At 72.1% G+C, this 19,211-nt stretch carries 12 protein-coding genes; 3 read left to right on the plus strand and 9 right to left on the minus strand.

The window, feature by feature from the left end; genetic code table 11:
- The first annotated feature begins 1 nt into the window (after window position 1).
- Window positions 2–1,093, plus strand: a complete 1,092-nt coding sequence (locus AMK18_RS16055; RefSeq protein ID WP_073863311.1) for a PDR/VanB family oxidoreductase — start codon at window positions 2–4, stop codon at window positions 1,091–1,093.
- A 34-nt stretch (window positions 1,094–1,127) separates the two neighbouring features.
- On the plus strand, window positions 1,128–1,850 hold the full coding sequence (locus tag AMK18_RS16060; RefSeq protein ID WP_073863312.1) for a TetR/AcrR family transcriptional regulator: 723 nt from the start codon (window positions 1,128–1,130) through the stop codon (window positions 1,848–1,850).
- Window positions 1,851–1,886: 36 nt separating this feature from the next.
- Here AMK18_RS16060 and AMK18_RS16065 read toward each other — a convergent pair whose 3' ends face one another.
- From AMK18_RS16065 to AMK18_RS16090, 5 genes are all read right to left on the minus strand, one after another.
- Window positions 1,887–3,107: a hypothetical protein gene (locus AMK18_RS16065; protein WP_073863313.1), complete on the minus strand. Its 1,221-nt coding sequence runs from the start codon at window positions 3,105–3,107 to the stop codon at window positions 1,887–1,889.
- 74 nt (window positions 3,108–3,181) lie between these two features.
- A complete protein-coding gene (locus AMK18_RS16070; protein WP_073863314.1) occupies window positions 3,182–3,532 on the minus strand; it encodes a 5-carboxymethyl-2-hydroxymuconate Delta-isomerase in 351 nt (116 codons plus the stop codon).
- Between the two features lie 80 nt (window positions 3,533–3,612).
- Window positions 3,613–5,649 (minus strand): ATP-binding protein, encoded by a 2,037-nt coding sequence (locus AMK18_RS16075; RefSeq protein ID WP_073863315.1) that lies wholly within the window; start codon window positions 5,647–5,649, stop codon window positions 3,613–3,615.
- A 257-nt stretch (window positions 5,650–5,906) separates the two neighbouring features.
- A complete protein-coding gene (pulA, locus tag AMK18_RS16085) occupies window positions 5,907–11,231 on the minus strand; it encodes a pullulanase-type alpha-1,6-glucosidase (protein WP_073863317.1) in 5,325 nt (1,774 codons plus the stop codon).
- 85 nt (window positions 11,232–11,316) lie between these two features.
- A complete protein-coding gene (locus AMK18_RS16090; RefSeq protein WP_073863318.1) occupies window positions 11,317–13,032 on the minus strand; it encodes a carbohydrate-binding module family 20 domain-containing protein in 1,716 nt (571 codons plus the stop codon).
- Window positions 13,033–13,577: 545 nt separating this feature from the next.
- Between AMK18_RS16090 and AMK18_RS16095 the strand changes: the two genes are divergently transcribed.
- Window positions 13,578–14,402 carry a hypothetical protein gene (locus AMK18_RS16095; protein WP_079199296.1) on the plus strand — a complete coding sequence of 275 codons (825 nt, stop codon included), beginning with the start codon at window positions 13,578–13,580 and terminating at the stop codon, window positions 14,400–14,402.
- A gap of 62 nt (window positions 14,403–14,464) precedes the next feature.
- On the opposite strand, the gene AMK18_RS16100 is transcribed toward AMK18_RS16095, so the two are convergent.
- From AMK18_RS16100 to AMK18_RS16115, 4 genes are all read right to left on the minus strand, one after another.
- Window positions 14,465–15,535, minus strand: a complete 1,071-nt coding sequence (locus tag AMK18_RS16100; protein WP_020207440.1) for a LacI family DNA-binding transcriptional regulator — start codon at window positions 15,533–15,535, stop codon at window positions 14,465–14,467.
- The gene (locus tag AMK18_RS16105; RefSeq protein WP_018103508.1) at window positions 15,520–17,196 is read right to left on the minus strand and encodes a glycoside hydrolase family 13 protein; all 1,677 of its coding nucleotides are present in this window, start codon (window positions 17,194–17,196) and stop codon (window positions 15,520–15,522) included. Before AMK18_RS16105 ends, AMK18_RS16100 begins: the two co-directional genes overlap by 16 nt.
- Before the next feature lie 100 nt (window positions 17,197–17,296).
- Window positions 17,297–18,184, minus strand: a complete 888-nt coding sequence (locus AMK18_RS16110) for a sugar ABC transporter permease (protein ID WP_018103507.1) — start codon at window positions 18,182–18,184, stop codon at window positions 17,297–17,299.
- Window positions 18,181–19,197 carry a carbohydrate ABC transporter permease gene (locus tag AMK18_RS16115; protein WP_018103506.1) on the minus strand — a complete coding sequence of 339 codons (1,017 nt, stop codon included), beginning with the start codon at window positions 19,195–19,197 and terminating at the stop codon, window positions 18,181–18,183. Before AMK18_RS16115 ends, AMK18_RS16110 begins: the two co-directional genes overlap by 4 nt.
- Between the last annotated feature and the right edge of the window lie 14 nt (window positions 19,198–19,211).

Raw genomic sequence — 19,211 nt, forward strand, 5'->3', positions numbered from 1 at the left:
CATGCCGCGTTCCCTGCCCCTCCCCCGCCCGCTCACGGTCGCCGTGGCGGCCGGAGCCGTGCTGCTCGCCCGGCGGGCGATGCGCCGCCGCATCCAGAAGTCCCCGCTGTGGCCGATGCCCGCGCTGGACGAGCCCATATCCGGCCGGAACACGCGCCGTTCGACCACCGGTCGGCGGCTGCTGGTCACCGGGCGGACCAGCCCCGCCGACGGCGTCGTCCAACTCCGCCTGGAGGGGCCGGACCTGCCCGCCTGGGAGCCCGGCGCCCATCTGGACCTGGTGCTGCCCTCCGGTCTCGTCCGGCAGTACTCGCTGTGCGGGGACCCCGCCGACACCGGCGCGTACACCGTGGCCGCCCGGCTCGTCGAAAACGGGCGGGGCGGCTCCCGCGAGGTGCACACCGCGCTCCACGAGGGCGCCGAGGTCGAGGTGCGCGGCCCGCGCAACCGCTTCCCGCTCGCCGACGCCCCCGCCCATCTCCTGATCGCCGGCGGCATCGGCATCACCCCGGTCCTGCCGATGGTGCGCCGGCTGGCCGCCGAGGGCGCCGACTGGCGGCTGCTGTACGGGGGCCGGAGCCGGGCCACGATGCCGTTCCTGGAGGAGGTCGAGAAGCTGGGCGCCGACGGGGGCCGGGTCACGGTCGTCCCGCAGGACGAGGCGGGCCACCCGGACCTCGCCGCCGCCCTCGCGGACGCGGCCGAGGGCACGGCGGTCCACTGCTGCGGCCCGGAGCCCCTGATGGAGGCGGTCGCCGCCGCCCTCCCGCCCGGCTGCACCCTGCACCTGGAACGCTTCACGGCGGCGGGTCCGGACCCGGCCGGTGCGGCCCCGTTCGAGGTGGAGCTGCGCCGGTCGGGGGTCACGGTCCCGGTCGCGGCGGACCAGTCGGTGCTGGCCGCCGTGCGCGCCGAGCTTCCGCATGTCGCGTACTCCTGCGAGCAGGGCTTCTGCGGTACGTGCCAACAGCGCGTCCTGGCGGGCGAGGTGGAGCACCACGACGACCTGCTCACGGACGCGGAGCGCGCGGACTCCATGCTGATCTGCGTCTCCCGGTGCCGGGGCGGGGAGCGGCTGGTGCTGGACCTCTGATCCGGCCGGACCCACCGGTCGGTACGCTGGGGGCATGACGACCGGGGTGCGGCGCAGGATGGGCGTCGAGGAGCGCAGGCAGCAGCTGATCGGCGTCGCGCTGGAGTTGTTCAGCCACCGGGCGCCGGACGAGGTGTCGATCGATGAGATCGCGGCGGCGGCCGGGATCTCGCGACCCCTGGTCTACCACTACTTCCCGGGCAAACAGAGCCTGTACGAGGCGGCGTTGCGCCGGGCGGCCGACGAACTGGCGGCCCGGTTCATGGAGCCGCACGAAGGGCCGCTGGGCGCCCGGCTGCTGCGGGTGATGGGCCGGTTCTTCGACTTCGTGGACGAGCACGGGCCCGGGTTCGCCGCGCTGATGCGGGGCGGTCCGGCGGTGGGCTCGTCCACGGCGAACGCCATGATCGACGGCGTGCGCCAGGCCGCCTGCGAACAGATCCTGGCCCATCTGGACGTCGGGGAGCCCCCGGCCCGGCTGGAGTTGGTCGTACGGTCCTGGGTGTCGCTCGCCGAGTCGACGGCGCTGCTCTGGCTGGACGGCCGCCGGGTGCCCCGGGCGGAGCTGGAGTTGCAGCTTGTACACGACTTCGCCGCGCTGGCCGCCGTGAGCGCGGCGTACGACGAGGAGATGGCGGGGATCGTGCTGCGGGTGCTGGCGCAGGAGCCGGCGGACGGCCCGTTCGGGGACCTGCTGACCCGGCTCTCCGCCCTGGCACCGGCCGTTCCGGCGGTGCCCACGCAGCGGCTGCCGTAGGGCCTCGCGCGGCAAGTCCGCGCAAGGCCCCGGGATTCAGCGTACGGACACGAACGGCTGGGGCTCCGCGCCCTCGGCGGTCGAGGTGCCGACCACCGTGAGCCCCGCCGGGCCGCCGGTCACCGCATGGGCCGCGTTCTCCGCGGACCCCTCCGAGGCGGGCTGCGGAAGCCCGAGGTCCTTCCAGTGGCCCCGGCTCCCCGGCCGCCACGCCCACGCCAGCGCGTCGCGCTGCTCGCCGAGGGTCTGGCCCACGACGGCGATCCCGCCCCCGGGGCGTGCGGTGACGCCGAAGAGCCGTGCGGGCACGTCCGGCACGGCGAGCCCGTGCCAGCCCGTGGCGTCGTGGCGGGCCACCAGGGCGCGCGTCGATCCGTCCTCGGGCGACCAGTCCTCGCCGACCAGCCACACCGTGCCGTCCTCTGACACGGCGAGCTTCTGGGCCTGGCCGGGGACGTCCGTGACGCCCGGGGCCTCCACCCGCTGCCAGGAAGCGCCGTCGTAGTGCATCAGCAGCGGGCTGCCGCTCCCACCGTCGTAACCGGCTGCCCAGACGTCGTCGGCGGCGACCGCCCGGACCGCGTTCAGGTACCAGTAGTCGCCGGGCAGTCCGGGGAGGGGCACGTCGCGCCAGGCCGTCCCGTCGAAGCGGCGGACGATCCCGGCGTTCCGGTACTCGATGTTCCAGCTCCCCTTCGCCTCGTTCCAGGTGCGGGAGACCTCGATCTGCGCGATCCCGGCGGCCCAGGCGCCTCCCGGACCGGCGTCCACGTCCAGCAGCGATCCGGCGTCCGCCTTCTCCGGCAGCCCCGCCGGCACGACCTGCCAGCGCTTTCCGTCGAAGTGCTGGGTGTACACCTTCCCGTCCAGGGCGGCGGAGTCGTCGCCGACGAGCCACACGTCACGGCCGCCGTGCGCGTCCATGGCGTTGACCCGGCTGCTGACCTCACCGGCGGCCGTGGTCGCCGACGGCACGGGCGTCCACGCCGCCCCGGGCGCGGCGCGTTCGGCCACGACGGGCCGGAAGCGGGTCACCCCGCTCTCGGCGCGGATCGTGAACCCGGCCACCCAGGTCCTCCCCCGCCCGACGTCCGCGAGGTCGAGGAGGGTGGCGTCGCTGTACGGTGCCGTCTCGTCCGCCCAGGTGCGCCCGGCGCCGTCCAGCGCGGAGGCGGGCACGGGCGCGGACAGGGCGACGGTCAGGGCGGCCGTGGCCACGGCGGCGTGGAGCAGGGAGCGGCGGCTGTACGTCAGCACGGGGTGGTTCCTTCCGGAGACGGTCTCACCCGGTAAGTGCCGTGGCCCGTCCGCCGGGTTGCACCCGGGCCGGCTCAGACCTTGCGGTACGACGGGTCCAGGTCCCGGGCCTCCGCCGAGAGGTGCAGCGTCGGTCCGGTGACCGTGCCGAGGTGGGCGCGCAGCAGCTCCAGGACGGCCTCGGTGAGCCGGGCCTTGGTCTCCGGGGTGCGGCCGGGCAGCAGCGAGATGTCCACGTGGACGAGCGCGTCGCCGTCCGGCGCGTCCGCGACCACCGTCTCCTCGGCGCGCCGGAAGCGGGTCTTGCAGGCGGCGATCCTGGTATCGACGGTCTCGGCGACGACCGGGTGCAGGGCGAGGGCGAACGCGGGGCGGTCGAAGGCGTCGCCGAGCTCGGCGGAGTAGTCGACGGTGATCTGCGGCATGACGGTCTCCGGGACGGTCGGGGCGTGGGCGGACGCCGCCCAGCCTTCCCGTACCGGCGAGGGCGCACAACAACGATTCACTATGTGAGCAGTTCCCCGTGGAGCGCCAGGGCGAGGCCCGCCTCCGCGCTGTCGGCGCGGCCCTGTTCGAAGGCCCGCCGGTAGGCCGCGTCGCCGACCGCCTCCCGGGCGCGCCGCTCGCAGGTCTCGCGGACCGGGCCCAGCTCGGGGGTGCCGCGCTGGGGGTGGCCGACCATGCGCCAGTAGACCTGTCCGGTGCCGTAGACGCGGGCGGCCCTGGCGCCCTCGCCCTGGGCGGCGATGGCGGCGGCCAGGATGTCGAGGCCGAGCGCGATGCCGAAGCGGTCGCGGAGCCGGTGCTTCCCGGCGAGCATGGCCCGGGCGTGCGCGGCGGCGGGGGCCGCGCGGCCCTGGAGCAGGGCGATCAGGGCGAGTTGGTAGTCCACGTAGGACCGGGTCCAGCACTCGTCCTGGGCCTCGCAGGCCGCCCGCAGCACCACGGCGGCCGACGCGGCCTCCTCCAGGCGGCCGAGCCCGGTGAGGGCGAAGACGGTGATGAGGTGGCAGCGCAGCCGGTAGGCCGCTTCGAGCCGGGTCCCGGTCGCGGTGGTCCGCAGCACCCGCCGCGCCTCGCGGAGGCCCTTCTCGGGCTCGCCGGTCATCAGGTGGGTGAGTCCGCGCAGATAGGCGGCGGCGAGGATGCCCTCGTCGGTGCCGTCGGCGGCGGCCTCGCGGACGCACTCGCGGCCGATGCGTTCGGCGGCCGGGTAGTCGCCCTGGAGCAGGACGCAGATGCCGAGCACCCACAGCACCCGGGTGCGGTGGGGGCCGTCGGGCGGTCCGGTGTCCAGGGCGCGCTGGGCGTACCCCCGGGTCTGCGGGAGGTGGCCGCAGCAGCACCAGAAGAAGCCGATGCGGCCGGCCATCTCCTGGGCGGCGGCCGGGTCGTGGGCGAGGAGGTGGTCGAGCGCGGCGCACAGGTCGGCGTGCGCGTCGGCGATGCGGTGGTACCAGAGGATCTGGTCGTCGCCGGTCCACCCGGCGTGCGCGTTGCGGGCGAGGCGCAGGAAGCAGGCGGCGTGCCGGTCGGCGGCCTCCCGTTCCTCGCCGAGCTCCACGAGCCACATCCGGCCGTACTCGCGCAGGGTGTCGAGCATGCGGTGCCGGGTGCCCTCCCGGCTGACGACGGACTTGGCGGCCAGGCCGCGCAGGGCGGTGCGGACGCCGTCCTCGGTGAGGGGGCCGCCCGCGCAGACGGTGACGGCGGTGTCCTCCTCGAAGTCCCCGCGCAGCACGGTGAGCCGGGCCCACAGGAGCCGTTCCAGCGGGGTGCACAGCTCGTGCGACCAGCCGACGGTGGTGCGCAGGGTGCGGTGGCGGACCGGGCGGAGCGTGCTGTCGGCGAAGACGTCGAGCCGGGAGCCGAGGCGCTGGGCGATCTCCTGGACGCTCTGCCGGCCGACCGCGGCGGCGGCGAGCTCGATGGCGAGCGGGATGCCGTCGAGGCGGCGGCAGATGTCGGCGGCCGCCTCGGCGGTGCCCGGTTCCCGGAACGGGGTGGCGGGGGCGGCGGCCGTGGCGCGTTCCCGGAAGAGGGTGAGGGCGTCGGCGGCGCCGTCGACGGGCAGCGGGTCGACCTCCACGAGCTGTTCGCCCCGCAGGTTCAGGGGCTGGCGGCTGGTGGCGAGGACGGTGAGCCCGGGCGAGGTGGTGAGGATCTCGCCGAGAAGGTGGGCGCAGGCGGGGAGCAGGTGCTCGCAGGAGTCCAGGACGAGCAGGAGCTGCTTGTCGGCGAGCCATTCGCACAGCACGTCGATGGGCGGGCGCAGGGTGTGGTCGCTGAGGCCGACCGCGTCGGAGACGGTGGCGAGGAGGAGTTCGTCGTCGTGCAGCGGGGCGAGGTCGGCCCACCGGACGCCGTCGCGGTAGCCGGGGGCGGCGCGGCGGGCGGCGCGGAGGGCGAGCCGGGTCTTGCCGACGCCTCCGGTGCCGGTGAGGGTGGTCAGCCGGCCGGTGGCGAGGGCGTGTTCGAGCCCGGTGAGCTCGGCCGTCCGTCCGACAAAGCTGGTGGTCTCCTCGGGGAGATTGCTGGCCATCGTCACCGTCGCTGCACAGGTGGAGTGAAAGGCGTGCCCGGGGGTGTGTGGAGCTAGGGCCTTTCGTTTGGATCAGGCTGGATCAGGGAGCGGGTCGTGGTGCGTGTGGCTGCAAGGCGGAGGAGGGCGACAACGCGGAGCGTTGGCAACCGACGACAACGCCGCAGACACGCGTGCCACGACCCGCGAGCCCAGCCTGATCCAAACGAAAGGCCCTAAACCCCCGGGCGGCTGCCCATACGGTAGTCCTGTGCGGGTCAGCGCAGGGTGAACACCGCCACCGTGCGTCCCGGAACGGTGAAGCTGCCCGAACTCCGCTCGTACGAGGACTTCTTGACGGTAAGATCCGCGCCCTTCGCCTGGACGGGGTGCAGGGCGTAGTCCTTTCCGGCCAGCGCGGTCACCTTCTGGGTGGTGGTGCCGGGGGCCGCGTTGAAGACGACGACGAGCTTGCCGAGGCGCATGGTGATCACGCCGGGGGTCTCGTCCTTGCCGGACAGCGGGAAGGCGAGCCGGGACTGCACCTGGGCGGCGCTCGCCAGGTCGAAGTCCTGCTCCGTGGTGCGGATGGTGAGCAGGTCCTGGTACGCGGCCGAGGCGCCGTTGATCTGTGCGCAGCCCGGAGTGACCGTGGCGTTGGTCAGCAGGGGCTTCGCGTAGGACCACTTGGCCTCGTTGTCCGCGGCCGGCGGCAGTCCGCGCCCGAAGCCGTTGCCGGCCCGGCAGTCCCAGTGCAGGGCGTTGAACCAGTCGCCGCTGTCGAAGGAGTTGCGGTCCAGCGACTTGGAGCGCAGCAGGTCCGTGCCGGCCTGGGAGAGGGCGGGGCCCTGCGAGAGGGTCGCCGTCGCCATGGCCAGGACCTGCATGCGGGCCCGGTCGGCGGCGGAGGTTCCCGCCGGGAGCTTGAACGCGAGCGCGTCGTACAGGGTCTCGTTGTCGTGGGCGTCGGCGTAGGCGAGCGCGTCACCGGGTGCGGCGGCGTACCCGGCCGGGGCGCCGTTGTAGTCGACGCCGGAGCCCTTGACGGTGGCACCCGTGGTGTCGGTGAAGGTGTAGTCGGCGAGGTTGCCGGTGAGGCCGACCTTGATCAGGTCCTGGTAGTGCAGCAGGCGGGCCTTCTGCTCGGCCTGCGTGCCGTTGGCGGTGGAGGTGTTGGGGTCGGTGTAGAGGCCGGTGGCGAAGCCCTGGACGCCGGGGTCCTCGTCGAACGGGGAGCCGCCGCGTACGGCGTCGCGGGCCCGGTCGGAGAAGGTGGCGATGCCGGTGCCGGCCATGTTCTTCTGGGTGGCCTGGACGAAGCGGGCGTCGTCGGCGATCTCACCGAAGTTCCAGCCCTCCCCGTACAGGATGATCTTCTTGCCGTCCACGCCGTCCTTGGCCACGGTCAGCGCGTCGAGGGCCTTGCGGACGGCCAGGATGTTGGCCTTGGGGTGGTGGCCCATCAGGTCGAAGCGGAAGCCGTCGACCTTGTACTCCTTGGCCCAGGTGACGATCGAGTCCACGACGAGCTTGCCCATCATGGTGTTCTCGGGGGCGGTGTTGGCGCAGCAGGTGGAGGTGGCGACGGTGCCGTCCTCCAGGAGCCGCTGGTAGTAGCCGGGCACGATCCGGTCGAGGACGGACTTGCCGTCCTGGCCGGAGGCGACGGTGTGGTTGTAGACGACGTCCATGACGGTCCGCAGACCGGCGCCGTTGATGCCCTGGACCATCTGCCGGAACTCGACCGTGCGCTTCGTGCCGTCCGGGTCGGAGGCGTAACTGCCCTCGGGGACGGTGTAGTGCAGCGGGTCGTAGCCCCAGTTGAAGGCGTCCTTCGCGGCGGCCTTCGCGACGCACGCCTGCTGTTCGGCGGAGTCGGGGGCGTAGACGGACAGGTCGCAGGCGGGCTCGGCCTGGTCCTTCTTCTTCTCGGGGATGGTGCCGATGTCGAAGGCGGGCAGCAGGTGGACGTAGCTGGTGCCGGAGTCCGCGAGCTGCTTGAGGTGCTTCATCCCGTCGGAGCGGGTGTCGGTGAACGCCAGGTACTCGCCGGGGTGCTTGGAGGTGGGGTCCGCGATGGAGAAGTCGCGGATCTGGAGCTCCTGGATCTGCGCGTCACGCAGCGGCACGGCGGCGGGCTTGCGGAGCGTGTCCCAGCCCTTGGGGGCGAGCTTCCGGTCCTCCAGGTCCACGACGAGGCTGCGGGCGGAGTCGGTGGTGAGGGCGGTGGAGTAGGGGTCGGTGACCTTGTTGGTGACGAGCTTCTGGACGGTGGGCGCCCAGACGTTCACGACGTACCGGTAGGGCTTGCCGGTCCAGCTCTTCTTTCCGGTGACGGACCAGACGCCGGTGCGGTCGTCGCGCCGCATGGGCACGGTCTTCCCGTCGAGTTCGAGGGCGACGGTACGGGCGGTGGGCGCCCACACCGAGAGGGTGGGGGTGCCGTGGCGGAAGACCGGGCCGAGCGCGGCGCCGGTCGCCTTCGCGCCGTAGAGGTCGTCGAGGACTCCGGCGCTCTGCACCCCGGTGGCGGCGAGCAGGGCCCCGTTGGCGGCGCGCTGGGTGGCGATGAGCTGGCCGCGCAGGGCGTCGCGGACGCGGTCGCGGTCCCGGACGTCGACGGTGAAGGCGGGGTAGTCCTTGAGGTGCGGGTACTTCGCCTTCTGGGCGTCGGTGAGCGCGGCCGGGGTGAGCCGCAGCCACTGGCCCTCGTCACTGAGGGCGCCGTCCTCGACGGTGATGCCGCCCTTCTCCGCGTACACGAGCTGCTGGCTGGTGGCCTCGGTGGCCTTCACCTTCCAGACGACCGTGTCGGCGTCGATCCACTGCGCCTCGGCCTTGGTGAGGTCGGGCGTCGGCACCCCTCCGGCCTGCGGGAGCAGGTAGCCGCCCTGGCCGCCCAGCATCCAGACCTCGTGGCCATACGTGGCGAGGTCGAGGGACTGGTCGCTGGGGAGGTCCTTCTCGTCGCCCCGGTGCAGGATGTAGCTGAGCGAGGTGGCCCCGTCGGCGAGCGGGACCTCGAAGGTGAGCCCGGAGGCGTCCTTCTTCACGGGCTGGAGCGGCTTGGCCCAGTCCGTGGGCTCCTCGGCGCCGGTCCAGGTGTGCAGCCCCCAGCCGTCGTAGTCGCCGTCGGCCCGGTAGTAGTGCAGGACGGCCTTGGTGGTGTCCTGCTCCGGGTAGGCCCCGTCGGGCGCGGTCTCGGCCTGGCCGTCCTCGCCCTGCGCGATCCACACCTCACCGGTCGCGGCGAGGTCCACGGTGCGCTCGGGCCCGTCGGCGGTGCCGGACTTCTCGACGGTGTACGGGACGGTGGCGGCGCCCTCGGGCACCTTGATCCACGCGAACGCGCCGTACGCGTCGCGCCCGGCGAAGGCGGCGGTGGTCTCGCCGGACTTGGCCTGCCAGCCGTCGTAGTCGCCGTCGGCGCGCTGGTAGTGGACGACGGCGTAGTCCCGCTCGACCGCGACGGGCTTGGCGGGGGCGGGTGCCTGTCCGGCGGTGGAGGAGGCGGTGGCGCTCGCGGTGCGGCCGGTGCGGTCCACCACGACGGCCTTGTAGCGCAGCGGTGTTCCGGCGGCGGTCTCGTCGCTCAGCGTCTGGGTGACCTTGTACGGGGCGTGGTCGGCGGTGCCGAGGGTGGTCCACTTGCCGTTGCCGGTCTGGGCGGCGAAGACGACCCGGTTGAGCGAGCCGCCGTCCACGTCGGCGGTCAGCTCGACGGTGCCGGTGGCGCCCGCGGCGGGGGCCTTCAGGGTGACGGAGGGCTTGGTCGCCGGGGCCGCGAGGGGCTTGGCCGCGCGGAGCACGAGGCTCGACAGGGCCGGGACGGTGACGGTGACCTTCCGGTCGGCGCCGCTGCGGACCGTGCCCTTGCCGCCGTACAGCGTACGGAAGTCCATGCGGGCGGATCCGGTGGGCAGCTCGACGGTCTTCGCGGAGGTGCCGTTGTTGGTGGCGACCAGGTACTCGTCGCCGCGCTTGGCGTCGGTGCGCGAGAAGGCGTACACCGAGCCCTCGGCGTACCGCTCGGTCTGGACGCCGTCGCGGAGCGCCGGGTTGTCCCGGGTCAGCTTCGAGAGGGCGGCGATGGTGCGGTAGAGCGGGTGGGTCGTGTCGTACGCGTCGGAGGCGTGCGTGCGGTCGGTGCCCAGCTCGTCGTCGTCCAGGTAGTCGGCGGTCTTCGAGGCGAACATCGTCTGGCGGGCGTCCTTGTCGCCGCCGGCACCCGTGAAGCCCTGCTCGTCGCCGTAGTAGACGACGGGGTTGCCCCGGCCGAGGAACATCAGCTCGTTGGCGAGCTCCGCGCGCTTCACCAGCTCCGCGTCACCGGCCTCCGGGTTGTCCTGCTTGAGGAAGGTCCCGATGCGGCCCATGTCGTGGTTGCCGAGGAAGGTCACCTGCTCGTAGGCGTTGGCCTTGTCGGTGGTGTACCGGTAGTCGTCGCCGAAGACGGCGGCGAGCTTCGAGGCGGGGGCGCCCTGCGAGGCGTACTGGCGGGCCGCCTCCTGGAACGGGAAGTCGAGCGTGGCGTCCAGCCGCCCCTGCGTGACGTACGGCGAGGTGACGGCGGTGTCCGAGGAGTAGACCTCGCCGAACATGAAGAAGTCCTTGCGCCCGTGCTTGGCCGCGTACGCGTCGAGGGCGGTGGCCCACTGGGTCCAGAAGTCCATGTCGACGTGCTTGACGGTGTCGATCCGGAACCCGTCGATGTCGAAGTCGCGGACCCACTTCTCGTAGATCTTCTCCATGCCGGAGACGACCTCGGGCCGCTCGGTCCACAGGTCGTCGAGCCCGGAGAAGTCGCCGTACGTGGTGGACTCCCCGGCGTACGTCGAGTCGCCCCGGTTGTGGTACATCGTCGGGTCGTTGAGCCAGGACGGCGTCTTGCCGCCGCCGCTGACCGGCTTGTACGGGAAGGAGTCGGCGTCCACCTTCGCCATGCCGGCGGCGTCGTCGAAGGGGCGCCCGTCGCGGTCGAGGTAGGGGTAGGCGCCCTTGGACTTGTAGCCGTAGGTCTTCTCGGCGTAGTCGACGGTGTCGGCGGTGTGGTTGGTGATGACGTCGAAGAAGACCTTCATGCCCTTGCGGTGGGCCTTGTCGATCAGCTTGGTCAGGTCGGCGTTGGTGCCGAAGTGAGGGTCGACCTGGGTGAAGTCGGTGATCCAGTAGCCGTGGTAACCGGCCGAGGCGTCCTTGCCGGCGCCCTGGACGGGCCGGTTCCTGAAGATCGGCGCGAGCCAGATGGCGGTGGTGCCGAGCCCCTTGATGTAGTCGAGCCGGTCGGTCAGCCCCTTGAGGTCGCCGCCCTGGTAGAACCCCTTGTCGGTGGGGTCGTAGCCGGTCTCCAGGCGCGAACCGGTGAGCCCGCCGCGGTCGTTGCGGGTGTCCCCGTTGGCGAACCGGTCGGGCATCACGAAGTAGAACTGCTCGCGGGTCAGGTCGTGCCGGGTGGCCTGGGCGGCCAGCTTGGCGTCCGAGGGCGCGGCGGGCGGCCGGGCCGCGGCGGCGGGCAGCGCGGGCACCAGGGCCGCGCACAGGGCGGCCGCGACGACGGCGGTCGCCGTTCTGGGTGCGGGCACGCGCGGGTACGGACGTTTCACTCGGGCTCTCCTAGCAGGGGTACGGGGGTGTGCGGGGCCGGACGGGCCGCTGGGGGACGGCCCGTCCGGCGGTGGGGGGTGGAGGTCAGCCGCGCCAGACGTCGGTGGTCAGCGTGACCCTGCCGGAGGACGGCACCGTGGCCGTGCGGTTGGCACCGCTCTCCCAGGTCACGTTGCCGCTCGCGTCCTTGCGGATGTACTTGTACTCGAACGCGGTGCCCGCGGGCATGTTCACGTCGAGCTTCCAGACCGGGTACGTCGCCGGGTCCAGCTTCAGCGCGCTGCCGGTGTTCCAGTTGCCGAGGGCGGACTGGTTGCCGGTGACGTAGATGTTCTGGCCGAGCTGGGTGGTGGCGTTGACGCCGAAGGAGGCGCCGGAGGTGCCGGTCCCCGTACCCGGGTCGGTGGTGCCGGTGGAGCCGCCGCAGGTGCGGGCGCCGGTGTGCAGGGCGAGCGCGGTGTTGGCGCCGAGGGTCGCGGTGAACTGGCCGGAGCCGTTGACCGTGACGCCCGTGCCGGACTGGACGTCGCAGTAGTCGCCGGCGGGCAGCGAGGTCTGGAAGGTGCGCGTCAGCGAGGAGCCCTCGTGGTTGATCGCCACGTACGCCTTGGAGCCGCGCCCGAAGGCGATCTGGTCGCCGCCGTTGTCCCACCAGTTGGTGACGGCCTCACCGCGCGCGGTGTTGCGGAAGCCGACCATGGAGGAGATCTCGCGCCAGGCGTGCTGGCACTTCCAGCCGTCGCTGTAGCAGGCGTTCACCGTGCCGCCGTTGGGCGGGCCCGCGTCCTTGTCGGACCACTCGTAGCCGGAGTGGACGTCGGGCGAGCCGTAGGGCCAGGCCAGCATGAACACGCTGGCGAGCGTGTAATTGGCGCCGTCCTTGTAGTTCAGCGTGTCGCCGCCCCGCTCGGTGTCGTGGTTGTCCACGAACACCGCGGCCGTCGAGGAGGGCATGAAGCCCCAGCCCTCGCCGAAGTTCTTCAGGTTGGCGAGGTTCTCGTTGTTGAAGACCTGCTTGAGGCTGCGGGCGTAGCGGAATTCCTGGACGTCGCCGTTGCCCGCGTACTCGTCGGGCGAGACGGCCTCGCCGGCCCCGTAGATCGCCTCCTGCTTCCAGTAGACGCCCGGGTTGCTCAGCCGGGACTTGATGTTGGCGAGGTCACCGGCGGGCATGTGCTTGGCCGCGTCGATGCGGAATCCGTCGACTCCGAGCGAGAGCAGGTCGTTGAGGTATCCGGCGATCTTCCCGCGTACGTAGTCCTCACCGGTGTCCAGGTCGGCGAGCCCGACCAGCTCGCAGTTCTGGACGTTGGCGCGGTCGCCGTAGTTGCTGATCTGGGCGGTGCAGTCGTCCATGTCGGCCGAGGAGTAGAGGCCGGGGTAGTTGTACTTGGTGTACGAGCTGCCGCCCGTGCCGGTGCCCGAACCGCTGGTCATGTGATTGATGACGGAGTCCGCGACGACCTTGACGCCCGCGCTGTGGCAGGTGCTGACCATGTTGGCGAAGGACGTACGGTCTCCGAGCCGCCCGGCGATCTTGTAGCTGACCGGCTGGTACGAGGTCCACCACTGGCTGCCCTGGATGTGCTCCTGGGGCGGCGAGACCTGGACGAAGCCGTATCCGGCCGGGCCGAGGGTGTCCGTACACGCCTTGGCGACGGAGTCGAACTTCCACTCGAAGAGGACGGCGGTGACGTCCTTGGTGCCCGGGGCGGATGCCTCGGCCGTCGTGGCGGGGACCACGAGGGCGGCGGCTCCCGCGACGAGGGCGAGCGCGGCAGACAGGGGTCTGCTGGCCATGTTTTCCTCCTGCTGTGGGGGAAACTGCGGGTGACGGTGCAGCCTCATCGGCAACGCGCCCTGCCCTCAAGGCTCCTGAAGGTTCTTGCTGCAAGAATGCAAACCTTGCCGCAGCGAGACCGTACGAGCCCGGCAGGTCCCGGTCAACCCTTTGGACATCACCCGCTCACATCCACGAAATACCGCGGATTTCTTCCTGCAAGGTCTTACGCAAGACATTGCAGCCCTGTTACGTTTCTCCCGACTCCGGTCCGGCCGGCCGGGGGTCCCGTTACCCCGGGCCCCACGCGCCCGGGCGGCCGGGCCGGTCAGGAACACGAGAGGCACCGGCGGTCACACCTCCCCGCCGGCCCACTCCGGGCCGACCTCCGGTGCCTCTCCTGTGTCGGCCCGCCCCGGGCCCGCTCCCGGCCCGCGGCTAGGCTCGCCCCATGTGGCCAGGAGAGCAGTCGCACCCCGATCAGCCCAACACGCCCGGCACGCAGCCCGGTTCGCACCCGGCGCAGCCCGGCCGCGGCACCCCCGACTGGCACGCCGCGCCCACCATGGGCATGAGTGCCCCGGAACCGCCCCGCCCCCGCCGCAACCGGACCACGGTCGCCGTGGTGGCCGCGTCCGCCGCGGTCGTCGTGGCCTGCGCGGCCGTGGGCTACCTGACCCTGCGCGACGACGGGAACGACGAGGCGGGTCCGCAGCCGACGCCCACCGCGAGCGCGTCCGCGAGCACCGACAAGACGGACCGGGGCGCCGGAGGCGGCGGCGCGGACCCGCTCGTCCCCGGCTGGAACACGGTGGTCAACGCCAAGCGCGGCATCACCTTCGACGTGCCCGTCTCCTGGAAGCGCCAGTCCGCGAGCTGGGTCAGCTACGTCACGGAGAACGACGACCCCAAGGAGAAGCCGCTGGTCGCGATGATGGCCCCGGCGATCCTCAAGGAGAAGTGGTGCACCTCCGACGACGACAAGGACGGCAGCCCCGACACGTACTCGCTGGCCTCCGTCGGCACCACCGGCGAGCAGGGCGCCAAGAGCGCGGCCGAGGCCGCCGAGGACACCGCGAAGACCTGGGTCTACGGCCTCTACACCCAGCCCGACCGCTCGCGCCTGACGGTGGGTGAGCCCGAGTCGTTCCGTACGAAGTCGGGCGTCGAGGGCAGCCTCGTCACGGTCACGTCGTCCGGGTCGCCGAAGAAGGGCAAGTGCGACACCGACGGCAAGGCGATGACGTTCGCCTTCAAGAACGCGGAGGGCAGGTTCGTCTCGTGGACCTACGTCGGGGCGCACGACGTCCCGGACGAGGTGTCCGACACCACGATCCGCCAGATCCTCTCGACCGTACGCCTCTTCAAGGACGGCGACGGCGAGGACTGACCCGCCCGTCGAGGGCCGGGTCCCCCCTCCGGACCCGGCTCCCTTCCTGTGCGCGTGCCCATTCAGGCGCTGCGCAGCGCCGCCGTCGAGCCCCGGACCACCAGCTCCGGCTGGAACACGTACTCCGTGCGCTGTACGGGGCTGCCGCCGATCTCTTCGAGCAGCGCGCCCACCGCGGCCGCCGCCATCGCCTGCACCGGCTGGCGGACCGTGGTCAGCGGCGGGTCGGTGAACGCGATGAGCTGCGAGTCGTCGAAGCCCACCACGGACACGTCGCGCGGCACGTCGAGCCCCCGGTCCCGGGCCGCGCGGACGACGCCCAGCGCCATCAGGTCGCTGCCGCAGACGATCCCCGTGCATCCCCGGTCGAGCAGCGCGCCCGCCGCGACCTGGCCGCCCTCGACGCTGAACAGCGTGGAGCAGACCAGGAGTTCGGCGTCCGCGCGGTCCAGGCCGAGCACCGAGACCGCGGCGTCCACGAAGCCGTCCCGCTTCCGGCGTGAGGGCACATAGCGCTGCGGCCCTATGGCCAGGCCCACCCGGCGGTGGCCGAGTTCGGCGAGATGGCTCACCGCCATCCGCACGGCGGCGGTGTCGTCGGGCGAGACGAACGGGGCGCTGATCCGCTCGTTGTATCCGTTGATCAGGACGAACGGCACCCCGCGCTCGGTCAGCGCGGCATAGCGCGCCGGGTCGGCCGAGGTGTCGGCGTGCAGCCCGGACAGGAAGACGATGCCGCCGACGCCGCGCTCGACCAGCTGCTCGACCAGCTCGTCCTCGGTGGCGCCGCCGGGCAGCTGGGTGCAGAGCACCGGCGTGTAGCCGTGCCCGGCGAGCACCTGCTCCACGGACTGGGCGAACGCCGGGAAGATCGGGTTGGTCAGCTCGGGGGTGACCAGCCCGATCAGCCCGGCGCTGCGCTGCCGCAGCCGCACGGGCCGTTCGTAGCCCAGGATGTCGAGCGCCGCGAGCACCCGCTGACGCGTGGTGTCCGCGACGCCCGGCTTGCCGTTGAGCACCCGGCTGACGGTCGCCTCGCTGACGGACGCCTGGCCGGCGATGTCCGACAGCCTGAGCGCACCGCCCGCGCCGGGGCCCCTCGGCAGGGGGACGGTCGTCACACCGTCCACCACACCGTGGTGTCGGCGGGCAGCTCGACCGTGTCGCCGTCGGCCTCGACCGGCGCGCTGGACAGCAGGGCCGTGCCCGGTACGGGGATGCGGACCGGGGCGCCCGTGGTGTTGACGGTGCAGACGAACCCGGGGCGGGCGAAGGCGAGCAGCCCCTCCGGGGCGTCCAGCCAGCGCACCTCGGCGCCCGCGCCGAGCCCGGGGTGCGCCCGGCGGGCGGCGATGGCGGCCCGGTACAGCTCCAGGGTGGAGCCGGCCGCGCCGGTCTGCGCCTCGACGCTCAGCTCGCCCCAGCCGGTGGGCTGCGGGAGCCAGCTGCCGCCCGCGCCAAAGCCGTACGAGGAGCCCTCGCGGGTCCACGGGATCGGGACGCGGCAGCCGTCGCGGAAGCCGTCCTGGCCGTCGGCCCGGAAGAACGACGGGTCCTGGCGGGCCTCGTCGGGCAGGTCGGTGACGTCGGGCAGGCCGAGCTCCTCGCCCTGGTAGACGTAGGCGGAGCCGGGCAGCGCCAGCATCAGCAGGCTCGCCGCGCGGGCCCGGCGCAGCCCCAGCTCGCGGTCGCCGGGGGTGCGGATCTGGGTGCCGAGGCCCGCGGGGTTGGCGAACCGGGTGGCGTGCCGGGTGACGTCGTGGTTGGAGAGCACCCAGGTGGTGGGGGCGCCGACGGGCCGCATGGCGTCGAGCGAGGTGTCGATGACCTCGCGGAGCGCGGCGGCGTCCCAGGCGGTGGCCAGGTACTGGAAGTTGAACGCCTGGTGCATCTCGTCGGGGCGCACGTAGTTGGCGGTGCGCTCGACGGTCGGCGTCCACGCCTCGGCGACGGCGATCCTGTCGCCCGGGTACTCGTCCAGGATGGTGCGCCAGCTGCGGTAGATCTCGTGCACCCCGTCCTGGTCGAAGAACGGCATGACATCGTTTCCGAGCAGCTTCAGCTGGTCGTGGGTGCCCAGGTCCGGCAGCCCCTCGGCCTTGACCAGGCCGTGCGCGACGTCCACCCGGAAGCCGTCGACGCCCATGTCGAGCCAGAAACGCAGGATCGAGCGGAACTCGTCGGCGACGGCCGGGTGCTCCCAGTTGAAGTCGGGCTGCTCGGGCGCGAAGAGGTGGAGGTACCAGTCGCCGGGGGTGCCGTCCGGGTTGGCCGTGCGGGTCCAGGCGGGGCCGCCGAAGATGGACTCCCAGTCGTTGGGCGGGAGTTCGCCGTTCGCGCCCTTGCCGGGGCGGAAGTGGTAGCGGTCGCGCAGGGCGGAGCCGGGGCCCTCGGTGAGCGCGCGCTTGAACCACTCGTGCTGGTCGGAGGAGTGGTTGGGCACCAGGTCGACGATGATCCGCAGGCCCAGGTCGTGGGCGTCGCGGATGAGCGCGTCGGCGTCCAGCAGGGTGCCGAACATCGGGTCGATGGCCCGGTAGTCGGCGACGTCGTACCCGGCGTCGGCCTGCGGGGACGCGTAGAAGGGGCTGAGCCAGACCGCGTCGACGCCGAGCTCCCTGAGGTACGGGAGTCTGCCGCGTACGCCTGCGAGATCGCCCATGCCGTCACCGTTGCCGTCGGCGAAGCTGCGCGGATAGACCTGGTAGATCACCGCGTCCTGCCACCAGCCGGTGCGGTGGCCGGCGGCGTCGTCGGACGTGCCGGTGGAGGGGGCAGCGAGGTGCTGGGTCATGTCGTCCCTGGGGTGTCTGGGTGGGGGGTGGCGCCGGGACCGGGTCGGGATTCCGGCGCCACCGTGACTGGTGCGTGCGTGCGGGTCGTACGGGCGGTACTCAGCCCTTGACGGCTCCGGCGGACATGCCGGTGACGAGGTGCTTCTGCGCGAACAGGAACACCAGGGCCGCGGGTATCGCGATCAGTACGGACGCGGCGGTCATCGGGCCCCACTGGGCGCCGTACTGGTTGACGAACAGCTGGAGTCCGCCCGCGAGGGTGAGGTTGTCCTCGCCGACCATGAAGGCGGAGGCGTACGCCACCTCGCCCCAGGCGGTGATGAAGGAGTAGAACGCGGTGACGGCGAGGCCCGGCTTGGCCAGCGGCAGGATGAGCCGCCAGAAGGTGCCGAACGGGGTGAGTCCGTCGACCTGCCCGGACTCGTCGATCTCGCGCGGGATGGTGTCGAAGAAGCCCTTCATCATCCAGGCGCAGAACGGCACCGAGATGGTCAGGTACGTGATGACGAGACCGGCGGGCTTATTGAGCAGCCCCATGCCGGCCATGATGTTGTAGATCGGCACGATGAGGACGGCGACCGGGAACATCTGGGTGATCAGCAGCGTCCACATCAGCCCGCGCTTGCCGGGGAACCGGAAGCGGCTGACGGCGTAGCCGGTGGAGGCGGAGACGATGACGCCGATGAGCGTGGTGAGGCCCGCGACGATCAGCGAGTTGCCGAACCAGGTCAGGAACTTCGTGTCCTTGATGAGGTTCGTGTAGTTCTCGAACGTCGTTTCCTTGAAGAAGTCCGTGGTGGTCGCGAGCGCGGCCGGCTTCAGCGAGGTGAGCAGCACCCAGAGCACGGGGAAGACGGCGATCACGGACGCGACGATCAGCGTCAGGTGCAGGGCCGTGGAGGCCAGCGGCGAACGCTCGCCGCGCTTGCGCACCTTGGCCGGGCGCGACGCGGAGTGGCGCGCGGTGGGGGTGGTCGTGGTGGTCACCAGTCATCTCCCTGAGTGCGCAGGACCCGCCGGTAGATGGTGGCGAAGATCAGCAGGAGTACGAGGATCAGCACGCCCCAGGTGGAGGACTGCGCGAAGTCGCGCGGGCTGACCTCGAAGGAGAACTTGTACGCCTGGGTCACCAGGATCTGGGTGGCTTCGCCGGGTCCGCCGCGGGTGAGCAGGAAGATCACCGGGAACATGTTGAAGGTCCAGATGGTGGAGAGCAGGATGACGGTCGTGGAGACCGGCCGCAGTCCGGGCAGCGTGACGTGGCGGAAGCGCTGCCAGGCGGTGGCGCCGTCCATCTCCGCGGCCTCGTACTGCTCGCTGGGGATGGACTGGAGGCCGCCGAGCAGGGCGACCATCATGAACGGCACGCCCAGCCACACGTTGACGACGATGACGGAGATCTTGGCGATCGTGGGGTCGCCCAGCCAGTTGATCCCGTCGATGCCGCCGCCGGCGAGGACCTTGTTGAGCAGCCCGCGGTCGTTGTTGTAGAGGAAGCGCCAGGCGAAGACGGAGACGAAACCGGGGACGGCCCAGGGCAGGATGAGGGCCATCCGGTAGGCGGAACGGCCGGCGATCTTCCGGTTGAGGATGTTCGCCAGGGCCATGCCGAGGCCGAAGGTGATGGCCACGCAGGAGACCGTCCACACCAGGGTCCACCCGAGTGTGCCGAGGAACTGGTTGCCGGTGAGCGCGTCGGTGTAGTTGTCCAGGCCGACGAACTTGTACGTGGCGGGCAGGTGGTTGACACCGATGGACCGCGCGACGTTGCGCTCGTTGGCGTCGGTCAGCGACAGGTAGATGCCGCGGACCAGGGGGTAACCGATGATCACGCCGATCACGACGACGACCGGGGCCACCATCGTCCAGGCGTACCAGTGCGTCGACAGGGCCCGCCGTATCCGTCCCGGCGGCGGGGGGTTACCAGTTCCGCGGCTCCGGCCGCGGGCGACGTCGTCGCCCGCGGCCTTCACCACCGACTGGCTGGTGTGGACAGCCATCAGCCGGCCTGCCT

It is taken from the genome of Streptomyces sp. CB01249, assembly GCF_001905735.1.
In the GTDB taxonomy this organism is placed as follows: Bacteria; Actinomycetota; Actinomycetes; order Streptomycetales; family Streptomycetaceae; genus Streptomyces.